13 protein-coding genes are annotated in these 13704 nt (G+C 72.2%); 7 read left to right on the top strand and 6 right to left on the bottom strand.

The genetic code is table 11. The features are described from left to right. Nucleotides 1–354: 354 nt before the first annotated feature. Both ACTMTJ_RS34065 and ACTMTJ_RS34060 read right to left on the bottom strand, forming a co-directional pair. Nucleotides 355–489, bottom strand: a complete 135-nt coding sequence (locus ACTMTJ_RS34065) for a hypothetical protein (RefSeq protein WP_441222782.1) — start codon at nt 487–489, stop codon at nt 355–357. Next, the gene (locus ACTMTJ_RS34060) at nt 486–1022 is read right to left on the bottom strand and encodes a hypothetical protein (protein ID WP_441222781.1); all 537 of its coding nucleotides are present in this window, start codon (nt 1020–1022) and stop codon (nt 486–488) included. The genes ACTMTJ_RS34065 and ACTMTJ_RS34060 overlap by 4 nt, the downstream gene beginning before the upstream one ends. Nucleotides 1023–1070: 48 nt before the next feature. Between ACTMTJ_RS34060 and ACTMTJ_RS34055 the strand changes: the two genes are divergently transcribed. After that, nucleotides 1071–1307: a hypothetical protein gene (locus tag ACTMTJ_RS34055; protein WP_441222780.1), complete on the top strand. Its 237-nt coding sequence runs from the start codon at nt 1071–1073 to the stop codon at nt 1305–1307. Here the strand turns inward: ACTMTJ_RS34055 and ACTMTJ_RS34050 are convergent. After that, the gene (locus tag ACTMTJ_RS34050; RefSeq protein ID WP_441222779.1) at nt 1300–2253 is read right to left on the bottom strand and encodes a helix-turn-helix transcriptional regulator; all 954 of its coding nucleotides are present in this window, start codon (nt 2251–2253) and stop codon (nt 1300–1302) included. The two genes, ACTMTJ_RS34055 and ACTMTJ_RS34050, sit on opposite strands and share 8 nt — an antisense overlap. A 57-nt stretch (nt 2254–2310) precedes the next feature. Between ACTMTJ_RS34050 and ACTMTJ_RS34045 the strand changes: the two genes are divergently transcribed. From ACTMTJ_RS34045 to ACTMTJ_RS34035, 3 genes are read left to right on the top strand one after another with little or no spacing between them, the layout of a single operon-like run. After that, nucleotides 2311–2859 carry a mycothiol transferase gene (locus ACTMTJ_RS34045; protein ID WP_441222778.1) on the top strand — a complete coding sequence of 183 codons (549 nt, stop codon included), beginning with the start codon at nt 2311–2313 and terminating at the stop codon, nt 2857–2859. Beyond that, a complete protein-coding gene (locus ACTMTJ_RS34040) occupies nt 2856–3455 on the top strand; it encodes a GNAT family N-acetyltransferase (protein WP_441222776.1) in 600 nt (199 codons plus the stop codon). The genes ACTMTJ_RS34045 and ACTMTJ_RS34040 overlap by 4 nt, the downstream gene beginning before the upstream one ends. After that, complete coding sequence (locus tag ACTMTJ_RS34035) at nt 3449–4138, top strand: hypothetical protein (RefSeq protein ID WP_441222774.1); 690 nt, start codon at nt 3449–3451, stop codon at nt 4136–4138. Before ACTMTJ_RS34040 ends, ACTMTJ_RS34035 begins: the two co-directional genes overlap by 7 nt. A 188-nt stretch (nt 4139–4326) precedes the next feature. Here ACTMTJ_RS34035 and ACTMTJ_RS34030 read toward each other — a convergent pair whose 3' ends face one another. Beyond that, nucleotides 4327–6978 carry an MGH1-like glycoside hydrolase domain-containing protein gene (locus ACTMTJ_RS34030; protein WP_441222772.1) on the bottom strand — a complete coding sequence of 884 codons (2652 nt, stop codon included), beginning with the start codon at nt 6976–6978 and terminating at the stop codon, nt 4327–4329. A gap of 93 nt (nt 6979–7071) precedes the next feature. Between ACTMTJ_RS34030 and ACTMTJ_RS34025 the strand changes: the two genes are divergently transcribed. From ACTMTJ_RS34025 to glgB, 3 genes are all read left to right on the top strand, one after another. After that, nucleotides 7072–8979 (top strand): amylo-alpha-1,6-glucosidase, encoded by a 1908-nt coding sequence (locus tag ACTMTJ_RS34025; RefSeq protein ID WP_441222770.1) that lies wholly within the window; start codon nt 7072–7074, stop codon nt 8977–8979. 155 nt (nt 8980–9134) lie between these two features. After that, complete coding sequence (locus ACTMTJ_RS34020) at nt 9135–10469, top strand: glycosyltransferase family 4 protein (protein ID WP_441222768.1); 1335 nt, start codon at nt 9135–9137, stop codon at nt 10467–10469. Then, nucleotides 10466–12349: a 1,4-alpha-glucan branching protein GlgB gene (glgB, locus tag ACTMTJ_RS34015; RefSeq protein ID WP_441222767.1), complete on the top strand. Its 1884-nt coding sequence runs from the start codon at nt 10466–10468 to the stop codon at nt 12347–12349. The genes ACTMTJ_RS34020 and glgB overlap by 4 nt, the downstream gene beginning before the upstream one ends. Here the strand turns inward: glgB and ACTMTJ_RS34010 are convergent. Continuing rightward, on the bottom strand, nt 12338–13456 hold the full coding sequence (locus ACTMTJ_RS34010) for a Dyp-type peroxidase (protein WP_441222765.1): 1119 nt from the start codon (nt 13454–13456) through the stop codon (nt 12338–12340). The two genes, glgB and ACTMTJ_RS34010, sit on opposite strands and share 12 nt — an antisense overlap. After that, complete coding sequence (locus ACTMTJ_RS34005) at nt 13453–13704, bottom strand: hypothetical protein (RefSeq protein ID WP_441222763.1); 252 nt, start codon at nt 13702–13704, stop codon at nt 13453–13455. Before ACTMTJ_RS34005 ends, ACTMTJ_RS34010 begins: the two co-directional genes overlap by 4 nt.

Genomic DNA, 13704 nt, shown 5'->3' with positions numbered 1-13704 from the left:
GGCCGTTACTCACGGCAACGGAACCCCTGTTGCTTTCCCGGATCGCCGATCCGGGAACAGCCATTGTGGACAAACGCCGACCACCGGCGCGACCAACGGCGGACGGGTGAGGCCGCGGGAGCAACGGTCCGGACCACGACGGACGTCGCGGTAGCTCAAATCTCTGTCCAAATAGGGGGCGAAGCCACCCCGACTCCGAAAAGTCCCTTGGTCTCAAGCGATCCACCACGGATCGCCCTCGAGCTAACAGCTCCGCGTCGCGGATCGCGCCGAAGGTCCACCAGCCAACGATCAGGGCCGACCCGCCGGAGGTGGCCGAGTGGCCGCGACCAACAGCGGACGGGTGGGCACCGACTAGCGCTCGACGATCGGGAGCGTGCGGCCGCGGCCGGGGCGGGGGTACTGGCGGGCGGCGCTGGCCAGGCGGCTGGCGTGGTCCTGCTGCTTGCGCCGGCGGTAGCGCAGGACCAGAACCAGCTCGGGCCTCACACCAGGACCGACTGTCCATTGTCGAGGGAATCGGTAGGCACGACACGGACGGTCGGGTCGCCGTCGAGGCACACCTCGTATCCCGTGGGCGGGCCGGCCGGCGACCAGCGGACGCCGACGACGGTGGCGGGCCGACCCTCGAGCCGGACGCGTGCCCCCGGCGGGTGACCCTCGTGGGCCTCGACGAGCAGCGCGTCGAGGATGTGTCGCACGCCGCCGAGCGAGCCGCGCAGGCTCACCGCGCGCAGCTCCCGGCCGAGCGTGACGGCCACGTCGCGGACCCGCCGGTCGGAGCCGCTCTCGCCGGCCGCGAGCGCCGCCTCCACCCTCGTCCACAGCCGCCAGCGGTCGCCGTCGAGCAGCAGCCGGGCGGCCCGGTCGAGCGGGGCGCAGGCGACGTCGACGGCCGCCTCCTCGCCCAGGTCGCCCACCCAGGCGCGGGCCTCGGCGGTGGGCAGCAGCTCCGGCGACTCGTGGGCCAGCACCGTGTACAGCATCGCGAGGGCGGTCTGCCGGCCCGGACCGTCGTACATCAGGCCGGCCGCGGTGGCGGTGCGCAGCCTCGGAAACCGCGCGGTCAGGTGCGCGGCCCGGCCCAGCGGAAGGTCGGCGGCCTGGCGGGTGTCGCGGACGCGGGCGTAGAACGGGCGCTGTTCGCGGAAGGCGAACAGCCACGCACGGTGCTCGTCGGTGGGGCCGGGCCACCGCCGCCCGCCCGGCGTCGCCTGCTCCTGGCCGAGCGGATCCTGGGCGACGAGCTCAAGCCGGGCCAGACCGTCAACCTCGACAGTGAAGGCGACGGCCTTCTGGTCAGCTAGCCGCCGCGACGAGCCGCTCGCCGAGCGTGCGCACCGCCCACCGCAGCTCCGGGCCGCCCACGACCCGGGTGATGCGGGGCACGACGGCGAGCTGCTCCGCGTACCAGATGGGATCGCTGGTGGTGCCGACAAGCCGGCAGGTGACGTCGTCGACCGGCTCGAGGCGGCCGAGCGCGCGCGGCAGCCAGCGGGACAGGGGCTCGACGGGTGACTCGATGAGCACCTCCGTCTGGTAGTCCCAACCGACGGACAGGTGCTCTTCGAGCATCGCCACCGGGTCGAGGTCGGCGGGTGGGCTGAAGGCCGCGTCGAGCACCGCCACGTCGCGGACCCGGTCGATCCGGTACGCGCGGCGGGCGCCCGAGGTGTGCGACCAGCACAGCAGGTACCACCGGCCGTGGCGGACCACGACCGCCCACGGGTCGACCTCGAAGACCCGTTCCGGACCGGCCTCGGAGCGGTAGCCGAGACGCACCCGGCGGCCCTGCGCGCGGGCCTGGACCAGCGCGGTCGTGGTCTGCGGGTCGGGGCGCGCGGCGGACCGGTCGGGCGCGGGCGCGGTGCTGCGCCGCACCGCCTCGGCCTGGGCGGCGACCGGCTCCGGCAGCGCGCGCACGAGCTTGCCGAGCGCGCTGCCCACCGGGTCGGTGGGGTCGCCCGCGTCGTGGTGGCCGTCGAGCACGGCCATGACCAGGCCGAGCGCCTCGGTGGCGCTGAACAGCAGCGGCGGCAGCCGCAGCCCCCGGCCGAGCCGGTAGCCGCCGTGCGGCCCGCGGACCGACTCGATCGGGATGCCGGCCTCGCGGAGGATCTCGACGTACCGCCGGGCGGCCCGCTCCGACACGCCCAGCTTGCCCGCGATGCGGTCGGCGGTGATCCCCGGGCTGCCCTGCACGAGCTCGAGCGCGAGCAGCGCCCGCGCGGTGGGACTCGCCTCGGTTTTCACCACGCCTCCCCACAATCCGGAAGCAGAACGACCGGAACGGAACCTAGCATGCCCGCCATGACAGTTCTCGACACCACGATCCACGAGCCGTCGTTCACCGCCGGCGAGGTGGAGATGCTGCTCTTCGCGCTCGACCGCTCCCGCGCCCAGTTCGCCTGGAAGTGCGGCGGCCTCGACGCGGCCGGCCTCCGCCAGCCGCACCCGCCGTCGACGATGACGCTCGGCGGGCTGCTCAAGCACATGGCGTTTGTCGAGGCCTACTACACCGCGCGCGACCTGACCGGCGGCCCGCCCGTGGGGCCATGGAAGGCGGCGGACTTCGCGGCCGACCCCGACTGGTGCTGGCACAGCGCGGCCGGCGACTCGCCGGACGACCTCTACGCCCTCTGGCAGGGCGCGGTCGAGCGCCGGCGGGCCGCGCTGGCGAAGGCGCTCGCCGAGGGCGGGCTCGACCAACCCACGAGGTTCGTCACCCCGGACGGTCGGTCACCCAACCTGCGACGCCTGCTCGTCGACCTGCACGACGAGTACGCTCGCCACGTGGGGCACGCCGATCTCTTCCGCGAGGCCGTCGACGGCCTGGTCGGCGAGGATCCACCCCAATGAGCGTCCGGATCGTCCCGGCCAACGAGGCGTCGTGGGACGACATCACCGCCGTCTTCGGTGGGTCCTACCCCGGCCGGTGCCGGTGCCAGCGGTTCAAGGTGGTGGGCTGGATTTGGCGCGACTCCACACAGGAGGAACGCACCGAGGCCCTGCGCACGCAGACCCGGTGCGACGACCCCGACGCGGCGGCCACCAGCGGGCTCGTCGCGTACGTCGACGGCGAGCCGGCCGGGTGGGTGGCGGTCGAGCCGCGCGTCGCGTACCCGAGGCTGCGCACCATGCCGGTCCCGTGGAAAGGCCGGCAGGAGGACAGGGACGACCCCGACGTGTGGGCGGTGACCTGCTTCGCGGTCCGCACCGGATACCGCGGCCGGGGCCTCACCTACGACCTCGTCCGGGCCGCGGTCGACTTCGCCCGCGAGCGCGGGGCCCGCGCGCTGGAGGCCTACCCGATGACCACCCAGCCGGGCAAGGTGATCACCTGGGGCGAGCTCCACGTCGGCGCCCGCCAGGTCTTCGAGGAGGCCGGCTTCAGGGAGGTCAGCCACCCCACCCTCCGCCGCGTCGTCATGCGCGTAGATTTCGCCGAGTGCTGACCCCCGCTCGCTGGCTCCTCGCGGCACTCGCGGCAGTCGCCCTCGCCGGCTGCGACACCACCGCCCTCAAGGTCGCGGAGGATCTCAAGACGTACGACGTGCCCGCCACCGTCACGACGGTCGAACTGACCGGCGGGTCAGGCTCGGTCGAGGTCGCCGCCGTCGACGGCCCGCACCGGGTCCGCGAGCGGCACGTGTACGCCGACCTACCTCCGCTCACCAGCCACCGCGTCGAGGGCGGCACCCTGTTCCTGGTGGACCAGGGTTGCGGCAAGGCGGCCGACGCCGACGGGCGGTGCTCCACCCACTACCGGATCGAGGTGCCCCGCACGCTGGCGGTGACCGTCAAGGTGCGGACCGCGCCGGTGACGGTGACCGGCATGACCGGCGCGCTCGACATCACCACCGACGTCGGCGCGATCCGGGGCACGGGCCTGGCCGGGAAGACGAAGGCCACCACGAGCGTCGGCGCCGTCGAGCTGCGCTACGCGGCCGCCCCACCCGCCGTCGACGTGACGAACGACGTCGGCGCGACCCAGGTGTTTCTGCCGGCACAGGGCGAATACCGCATCGACGCCAAGACCGCCGCCGGCCCGGCCGTCAACCTGCCCAGCCTCCCGAAAGCCAAGAGCGCGATAACCCTGCGTTCGAGCACCGGCGCCATCACAGTCGCCCCGGCATGAGGCGCCTCCCGCCCGGTCCTCAAGAGGGCAGCCCTGTCACTGTCTGGGCGGGTATACGCGACCCCTGCTGGGAATTCACGCCCAAGAGGGCTGCCCTCTTGGGGAGGGAGGCGCGGCCAACGGCGGAGGGTGAGGCCGCGGGAGCAACGGAGAGTGACCACGACGGGCGTCGCGGTAGCTCAAGATCTCTATCGTCTCGTCGTGAGGATCAGGTCGGCGACCAGGGCGGTCCACCCCGTCTGGTGCCAGGCGCCGAGGCCGGCGCCGTTGTCGCCGTGGAAGTACTCCGGGAAGACGATCAGGTCCTTCCAGTCGGGGTGGCGTTGGAAGAGCTCGCAGGCGCCGTACATCGGGCGGCGGCCCCAGGCGTCGGGCACGAAGAGTGAGATCAGCCGGTCGGAGAGGTCGTCGGCGACCTCGTTGAGGGTGCGTTTCTTGCCGGAGCGGGTCGGGTGCTCGATGGCCAGGCCGTCGCCGAAGAAGTCGGCGTAGTCGCGCAGCGCGCTGATCAGCAGGTAGTTGGTGGGCATCCAGATCGGGCCGCGCCAGTTGGAGTTGCCGCCGAAGAGGCCGCTGGTGGACTCGGCCGGCTCGTAGCCGACGGTGAACTCCTGGCCGCCGAGCTCGACCGTGAACGGCTTGTCCAGGTGGCGGCGGGAGAGGGTGCGCAGGCCGTACTGGGAGAGGAACTCGTCCTCGTCGAGCATGCGGGCCAGGATGCGCACGATCTGCTCGGGGCCGACCATCGACAGCAGGCGCCGTTTCATGCCGTCGCCGGCCAGCCGGCGGGCGCCCAGCACGTCGGCGTAGGCGGGCTTGTTGGTCAGGAACCAGCGCAGCCGCGCGGCCAGCTCGGGCAGGCGGGCGAGCGTGCGGGAGCTGAGTGTGGTGGTGGCGGCGAGCGGGAGCAGGCCGACCACCGAGCGCACCTTGAGCGGCACGGTGCTGCCGTCGGGCAGGCGGAGCTGGTCGTAGAAGAACGAGTCTTCCTCGTCCCACAGGCCCTGCTGGTACGCGGCCGCCGCGATGTACGCGAAGTGCTCGAAGAACTTGGTGGCCACGTCCTCGTACGCCCGGTCGTGCTCGGCCAGGCGCACGGCCATGTCGAGCAGGTTGAGCGCGTACATGGCCATCCAGCCGGTGCCGTCGGACTGCTCCAGCACCCCGGCGACCGGCAGCGCCGCCGAGCGGTCGAACGGGCCGACGTTGTCGAGGCCGAGGAAGCCGCCCTCGAAGACGTTGTTGCCGTTGATGTCCTTGCGGTTGACCCACCAGGTGAAGTTGAGCAGCAGCTTGTGCATCACCCGGGCGAGGAAGTCGTAGTCGCGGCCGCCGTCGATCTCGAAGACGCGCAGCGCGGCCCAGGCGTGCACGGGTGGGTTGACGTCGCCGAACGCCCACTCGTACGCCGGGATCTGGCCGTTGGGGTGCATGTACCACTCGCGCAGGAGCAGCAGCACCTGCTGCTTGGCGAACTCCGGGTCGACGCGGGCCAGCGTGACGCAGTGGAAGGCCAGGTCCCAGGCGGCGTACCAGGGGTACTCCCAGGGGTCCGGCATGGAGATCACGTCGAAGCTGTTCATGTGCCACCACGCGCTGTTGCGCCCGTGCTTGCGGCCGGCCGGTGGCGGCGCGCTGCCCGGGTCGCCGTTGAGCCACTGCTCGACGTCGAAGTGGTAGAACTGCTTGCCCCACATCAGCCCGGCGATGGCCTTGCGGAGCACGAGGGCCTCTTCGCGGCTCGCGCCCTTCGGGGTGAGCTTGGTGAAGTAGGCGTCGGCCTCGGCGCGCCGCGCGGCCACCACCTTGTCGAAGTCTTTGCCCAGGTCGAGCAGCGGGGCGGCCTCGTCGCCGGGCGGCGGTGAGGTGAGCGTCAGCCGCAGCCGGATCCACACCTCGCCGCCGGACGGCACGGTCAGCTGGTAGTGGAGCGCCCCTTTTGTCCCGGTCATCGCCGGGTTTACCGTGTCGGCGCCGTCGACCACGTGGTCGTTGATGCCGTCCTTCGGGTACTCGCTGCGGCCGGGCAGACCCCAGAGTCTCTGGGTGTTGGTCTCGTTGTCACAGCACAGCACGGTCGGGTCGCCCTCGCCTTGCAGCACCACCTGGCCGAGCACCCAGTGCTCGCCGACCAGCCGGCCGTCGCCGCCACGCAGCACGGGCACCTGGTCGCGGCCGGGCAGCCCCCACGACCATGTGTTGCGGAACCACAGCGTGGGCAACACGTGCAGCGTCGCGGTGTCCGGGCCGCGGTTTGCCACGTTGACCACGATGCACATGTCGGTCGGCGAGGCCTTGGCGTAGTCGACGGTCACCGCCCAGTAGCGGTCGTCGTCGAAGACGCCGGTGTCGACGAGCTCGTACTCGGTCTCGTCACGGCCCCGGGCGGCGTTGACGGCCACCAGGTCGTCGTACGGGAAGGCGGTCTGCGGGTAGTGGTAGCGCCAGCGCATCCAGGAGTGGGTCGGGGTGGAGTCCTCGTACCACCAGTACTCCTTGACGTCCTCGCCGTGGTTGCCCCCGTCGCCGCCGAGGCCGAACATCCGCTCCTTGAGGATCGTGTCCTGGCCGTTCCAGAGGGCGAGGGCGAAGCAGAACGTCTGGCGGTCGTCGCAGACGCCGGCCATGCCGTCCTCGTTCCACCGGTAGGCGCGGGAGCGGGCACAGTCGTGCGGGAAGTAATCCCAGGCCGTGCCGTGCTCCGAGTAGTCTTCCCGCACCGTGCCCCAGGCTCGCTCCGACAGGTACGGCCCCCAGGACCGCCATGGCTGCTCTCCCGCGTTGGCCTGGGCCAGCCGCGTATGCTCCGCGTCGCCGGCGGACTTAACCCCGCGTGCCACCTTCGCCTTCCGTCGTCGTGACCACACGGGACCATTGTCCCGGTGGCGTGTTACAGGCGCCGTCATGGCCACCCGCTCTCGGTAAGGAGCCTAATGATTCCCATCGGTTTCGGTCCGCAGGTCTGTGGCGATCTTGTGATGGGTACCACCAGGGAGTGGCTGCTCACCGACGGGCTCGGGGGCTATGCCATGGGAACCGTCTCGGGCCTGCGCACCCGCCGGTACCATGCGCTGCTGGTGGTCGCGGGAGATGTGCCGGCGTCCCGTCACGTGGGATTGGTCTCCCTCGATCCGGTCGTCACCCTGCCCTCGGGCGCTCACGTGCGGCTGGCGACCCACGAGTGGGCCTCTGGAGCGATCGAGCCGAAGGGGCACCACCTGATCGAGCGCTTCGACCTCGCCGACGGGCTCCCGCGCTGGCGGTGGCGGATCGGCGACGTGGTGATCGAGCGGGAGATCGCCATGGCGCACGGCCGGCCAGCCGTCGCGGTGGTCCACCGCCTGATCGCCGGCTCCGGAGTCCGGCTCGCGCTGGAGGCGCTCTGCACGTGGCGCGACCAGCACGGCGAGCGGTACGCCGACGGACCGCCGCCGCGCGTCATCCCGACCGTCGACGGCGCCGTCGTCGAACAGGCGTACCGCATGGCCGGCCCCGGCTGGGCACCCACGGGCCAGTGGTGGCGCGGCGCGCACCACCGCGAGGAGGCCGCGCGCGGGCTCGCGTCCGAAGAGGACATCTGGTACGCGGGGCGCTTCGGTGGCGCGCTCGACGCACCGGGCGACACCCTGGAGGTGCTCGCCTGGGCCGGCGACCTGGAGGACCGGCCCGCACCGGCCACCGAGGTCGTGGCCGCCGCCCGGGAGCGGCACTGGCAGGTCATCGCGGCCGCCAAGCCCGCCGACCCGGTCGACGCCACGCTCGCCCTCGCGGCCGACGCCTTCGTGGTGCGCACCGGCGCCGGGCCGGACGTGGTGGCCGGCTACCCGTGGTTCGGCGCGTGGTCGCGAGACACGATGACCTCGTACGAGGGGCTCTTCCTCGCCACCGGCCGCGCCGAGGAGGGGCGCGAGCTGTTGCGGTCCTACGCGGGCACGCTCTCCCGGGGCATGCTGGCCAACACCGCCGACACCGGCAGCGTCGAATACAACACCAGCGACGCCACGATGTGGTTTCTGCACGCGGTCGACCGGCACGTGACGGTCACCGGCGACACCGACCTGGCCGCCGAACTCCTGCCCGCGCTGCGCGGCATCGTGGACGCGCACCTGGAGGGCACCCGGTACGGCATCCGCGCCGACCCGGCCGACGGCCTGATCGCACAGGGCGCGCCGGGCGAGGCACTGACCTGGATGGACGCCCGCGTCTACGGGGTGCCGGTCACGCCGCGCGCGGGCAAGCCGGTCGAGGTGAACGCGCTCTGGGTCAACGGTCTGGCCGCGATCGTCGATCTCGCCGCGCGGGTGGGCCAGGATCCGGGCGCCGCGCCGGCGGCTCACGCTCTGGCACTTTCTGCTTACCGTGAGCGCTACCCCGCACCCACCGGCTGGCTCTACGATGTGCTCGACGGGCCGGGTGGCAACGACATGTCCCTCCGCCCCAACCAGCTCCTCGCGTGGTCGCTACCCCGCGCACCCATGCCGGAGCCCGACCATGCCGCGCTGCGCGCGATCGGCGCGGCCCTCATGACCCCGCTCGGCCCGCGCAGTCTCGCCCCCGACTCGCCGGGCTACACCGGAAGTCACCGGGGCACGCCGGCACAACGGGACGCGGCGTACCACCAAGGGACCGTCTGGCCGTGGACAATAGGCCCCTACGCGGATGCGGCTCGGAAGGCCGGCTGGCGAATTAGCGAGTTGTTCACCGGTATCGAGTCTCATTTGCCCGAGTTTGGCCTAGCATCCGTAAGCGAAACCGCCGACGGGTACGCGCCACACGCGGCGACCGGTTGCCCCTTCCAGGGCTGGTCTGTCGCGGAGGCGCTGCGCGCTCGACGGTTTTGATCGGTGCGCGTTACATGCACGCAACGGTGGTGTCTTCACTGGTTTTCTCGTGACCGGCACGATTGGTCCGAACCCAACGTCGTGAAGGCACCCGTGCCGGTGTGCCTGTACGCGCGCATGGGCAGGGGGCGGCTGCACATCTAGGGGGCGGGCTTATGACTACGGCGGGCGGCGACGTAATCGACATCCGGACATCACCGCGACAGCGGGTCCTGATGCTTTCCTGGGAGTACCCACCTGTCGTCGTCGGTGGTCTCGGCCGGCACGTCCACCACCTGTCGACGTCGCTGGCCGCCGCCGGCCACGAGGTCACCGTCGTCACCCGCCACGCGCCCGGCGCGCCGTTGGAGGAGTACGCGGACGGCGTGCGCATCGTCCGCGCCCCCGAAGACCCGCCGCTGTTTCCGCTCGCCACGCCTTCCCTGCTCGCCTGGACGATGGCGTTCAACCACACGCTGACCCGCGCCGCGCTGCGCGCCGCCCAGTCCGGCGAGTTCGACGTCATCCACGCCCACGACTGGCTCGTGACGCACACCGCGGTCACGCTCAAGGAGCACCTCGACCTCCCGCTCGTCGCCACCATCCACGCCACCGAGGCCGGCCGCCACCAGGGTTGGCTGCCCGAGGAGATGAACAGGTGCATCCACTCCGTGGAGTGGTGGCTGGGGCGCGAGGCGTGCCGGGTGCTGGTCTGCTCCGAGTACATGAAGTGGGAGGTGACCCGCCTGCTCGAACTGCCCGCCACGCGGGTCCAGGTGATCCCCAACGGCGTCGACGACCGGGTGTGGCAGGCCCAGCCCGGCGCGGTCGCCGCGGCCCGGTCGCGCTTCGCCGGCGACGGCCCGCTGGTCGGTTTCGCCGGCCGCCTCGTGTACGAGAAGGGCGTGCAGCACATCCTGCACGCGATCCCGCAGCTGCGCGCCCGGCATCCGGAGCTGCGCGTGGTCATCGCCGGCGACGGGCCGTACAAGGGCGAGCTCCAGGAGACCGCCCACCGGCTCGACCTGAGCCAGACGGTCAGCTTCGCCGGGTTCATGAACGAGACACAGCTGCCCGCCATGCTCGCCGCCACCGACGCGACCGTGGTGCCCAGCCTGTACGAGCCGTTCGGCATGGTGGCGCTCGAAGCCGCGGCGGCCGGCGCGCCGCTCGCCGTCTCCGCGACCGGCGGGCTCGCCGAGATCGTCGAGCCGGGCGTGACCGGCGTGACGTTCCCGCACAGCGACCCGGACGCGCTGGCCGGCGCGGTCGGCACGCTGCTCGGCGACCAGACCTTCGCCCGCTCGGTCGCGCAGCGGGCTCGCACGATGGTGGCCGAGCGCTACGGCTGGTCGACGATCGCGGCCCGCACCGCCGCCGCGTACGCCGCCGCGCGGCGCGAGTCCTCCAGCTTCAACACCCGCCAGGCGGAGATGCTGCTGGAGGAGGGGCGCGCCAAGATCGTGGTGCCGGAGGGCAACCTGCTCGCGCTGGACGGTGTTCTTTCGTGACGACTGTTCTGCCTTCCGTCCCCAACCAGGTTTCGCGTACCACCCCGCCGCTGATCGGCGACGTCGACCTGTACCTCTTCGGCGAGGGCCGCCACGAGCGGCTCTGGGAGATGCTCGGCGCGCACCCGCGGCCGGGCGGCTGCCGCTTCGCCGTCTGGGCGCCCAACGCCCGCGAGGTCCGGGTCATCGGCGACTTCACCGGCTGGGGCCCGTACGACGGCGTCGTGCTGGAGCCGCTCGGCTCCAGCGGCATCCGCGCCGGCTTCGTGCCGGGCGTCGGGCCGGGAGCGCGGTACAAGTACCGCATCCACGGCGCCGACGGCCGGTGGACCGAGCGCGCCGATCCGATGGCCACGCACACCGAGTGCCCGCCGCGCACCGCCTCGGTGGTGTACGAGTCGGCGTACCAGTGGGACGACACGGCCTGGATGGCCGGCCGCGGCACCGACCACCACGCCAAGCCCATGTCCGTTTACGAGGTGCACCTCGGCTCGTGGCGCCCCGGACTGTCCTATCGCGACCTCGCCGACCAACTCGTGTCCTATGTGGCCGACCTGGGCTTCACGCACGTGGAGCTGATGCCAGTCGCCGAGCACCCGTACGGCCCGTCGTGGGGCTACCAGGTCACCGGCTACTACGCGCCCACGTCGCGCTTCGGCACGCCGGACGACTTCCGCTATCTGGTCGACCGGCTGCACCAGGCCGGCATCGGCGTGCTGCTCGACTGGGTGCCGGCCCACTTCCCGAAGGACGAGTGGGCGCTGGCGCGCTTCGACGGCACCGCGCTCTACGAGCACCCGTGGGCCGGCGAGCACCCCGACTGGGGCAGCCTCATCTTCAACTACGGCCGCACCGAGGTGCGAAACTTCCTCGTCGCCAACGCGCTCTACTGGCTCTCCGAGTTTCACATCGACGGGCTCCGGGTCGACGCGGTCGCCTCGATGCTCTACCTGGACTACTCCCGGGAGCCGGGCCAGTGGGCGCCGAACGCCTTCGGGGGCAACGAACACCTGGAGGCCATCGACCTGCTCAAGGAGCTCAACGCCACGGTCTACCGCAACCACCCCGGCGTCGTGATGATCGCCGAGGAGTCGACCGCCTGGCCCGGGGTCTCGCGGCCGGTCGACTGGGGCGGCCTGGGCTTCGGTCTGAAGTGGAACATGGGCTGGATGCACGACACGCTGGAGTACGTCTGCAAGGACCCGCTCTACCGGTCCTACCACCACGACCAGCTGACCTGGCCCACCGTGTACGCGTTCGACGAGCAGTTCCTGCTCCCGATCAGCCACGACGAGGTCGTGCACGGCAAGGGCTCGCTGGTCGCCAAGATGCCCGGCGACCGGTGGCAAAAGCTGGCCGGCCTGCGCGGCTTCCTGGCGTACATGTGGGCGTTCCCCGGCAAGCAGCTGCTCTTCATGGGCTGCGAGCTCGCCGACGAGCGGGAGTGGAGCGAGCAAGCCGGCCTCGACTGGTCGCTCACCGGCGAAGGCACCCCCGACCTGCTCCGCGACCTCAACCGCCTTTACCGCGACTCCCCCGCCCTGTGGTCGCGCGACACCTCGTCCGACGGCTTCCGGTGGATCGCCTGGGACGACTGGCGGCAGAGCGTGCTGTCGTTCGTGCGGATCGGGGACGACGGCTCGATGGTGGCCTGCGTGGCCAACTTCTCCGGTGTCCCCCGCTGCGACTACCGCATCGGGCTGCCGGCCGGCGGCCGCTGGACGGAGGTCCTCAACACCGACGCCCCCTGCTACGGCGGCGCCGGCGTCGGCAACTTCGGCGCCGTCGTCGCCGTCGACGAGCCGTCGCACGGCCACCCGCACTCGGCCGAGGTGCACGTCGGCGCGTACGCGACGGTCTGGTTGGCCCTAGGACAGTAGGCTCGCGCCGAGCGGGGCGCCGCCAGGTAGGGCGAAGAAGTAGCCGCCCCCGAAGGGCAGCACGTACTTCTCCAGAGCCTCACCGGCCAGGCGTCGCTGCACGGTGGCGAAGCCGCGCTCGACGTCCTGCTGGAAGCTCACGAAGACCAGGCCCACGTCCGGGTGGCCGCTGGCGTCGGTGCCCCGGCGGTACGAATAGCCGCGCCGCAGGATCCGCTGGCCGTCGGTCTCGGGGGTGCGCGGGTTGGCCCGGCGGATGTGCGCGTCCAGCGGCACCGTGCGCCCGTCGGCGTCGGCGGCGTAGTCGGGCTCTTCGTCCTCCCGACCGCGGCCCAGCACCGCGCCGTCCGCCCGGTGCCGGCCGAAGGCCGCCTCCTGGCGGGGCACCGGGTCGGCGTCCCAGAGCGGCAGCGACATCCGGATCAGCCGCACCACCTGGTACGTGCCGCCGGCCGTCCACGCCGGCTCGCCACCGCCCGGCTGGGTCCACACCAGACGGTCCATCAGCGCGGCGTCGCCGGCGTCCGGGTTTCCGGCGCCCTCGCGGAAGCCGAAGAGGTTTCGGGTGGAGGGCCGCCCGGCGGGCCCGTCGGTGCGATTCTCGGGCCGGTGCCCGTCGATCCGCCACCGCCGCTTGACCGCCGCGCCGCCGCCGGTCACGTCGGCCAGGATCGTGGCGGCCAGCTTGGGGGTGCCGGCGCACACCTGGAGGAGCAGGTCGCCGTGACACCACGCCGGGTCGAGCACGTCGTTGCGAAACGCCGGCATCTCGGTCAGCCGCGCCGGGCGGTGGCGCTCCAGCCCGTAGCGGCCGTCGAAGAGCGAGGCACCGACCGCGACGGTCACCGTGCCGCCCCGGACGCGCGCCATCCGCTCGCCCAGTCCACTCAGGAGGGTGCGCAGTCCGTCCCGGTCCTTGGCGGTCACGTCGTACGCGGCGAACACGGCCGCGTCCGGCGGCGGCGTGAGGATCCCGTCCTGGTGCGGCACCTCAGGTCGCGGCGGCGCCGGCGCGGGCGCCGCGTCCGCACCGGGCTCGCACGCCGCCAGCACGGCGGACCCGGTCACCGCCACGCCGAGCACCGTCCGCCGCGGCACAGGTCTCACGTGAGATCGATCCCCAGGTTTTGTGGGAGGTTGCGAATCCACTCCTGCCGAGCCGGATCGGCCGAGGCCGCGATACGGTCGAGAATCTCAGCGAATTCCCGCCGCGCGGGTGCGTCCATTTGATCGAGCTCGAAGGCCGCACTCTCCAACGCATTGACCGCTGAATGTGAATCCATCCCGAACTTGGCCGCGTCTTCGAGCATTGCCACGACCGAGAGAAGTGCCTTCAAGAGATAGTCCGCCGCCAC

The sequence above is a fragment of the Phytohabitans sp. LJ34 genome (assembly GCF_052068095.1).
Taxonomy (GTDB): domain Bacteria; phylum Actinomycetota; class Actinomycetes; order Mycobacteriales; family Micromonosporaceae; genus Phytohabitans.
This window is presented reverse-complemented; position numbering and strand designations above follow the sequence as displayed.

Excerpts from the sequence above, each read along its gene's own strand:
- ACTMTJ_RS34060 (WP_441222781.1), bottom strand. The coding sequence starts at position 1,022 with ATGTACGACGGTCCGGGCCGGCAGACCGCCCTCGCGATGCTGTACACG.
- ACTMTJ_RS34045 (WP_441222778.1), top strand. The coding sequence starts at position 2,311 with ATGACAGTTCTCGACACCACGATCCACGAGCCGTCGTTCACCGCCGGC.
- ACTMTJ_RS34040 (WP_441222776.1), top strand. The coding sequence starts at position 2,856 with ATGAGCGTCCGGATCGTCCCGGCCAACGAGGCGTCGTGGGACGACATC.
- ACTMTJ_RS34025 (WP_441222770.1), top strand. The coding sequence starts at position 7,072 with ATGATTCCCATCGGTTTCGGTCCGCAGGTCTGTGGCGATCTTGTGATG.
- ACTMTJ_RS34020 (WP_441222768.1), top strand. The coding sequence starts at position 9,135 with ATGACTACGGCGGGCGGCGACGTAATCGACATCCGGACATCACCGCGA.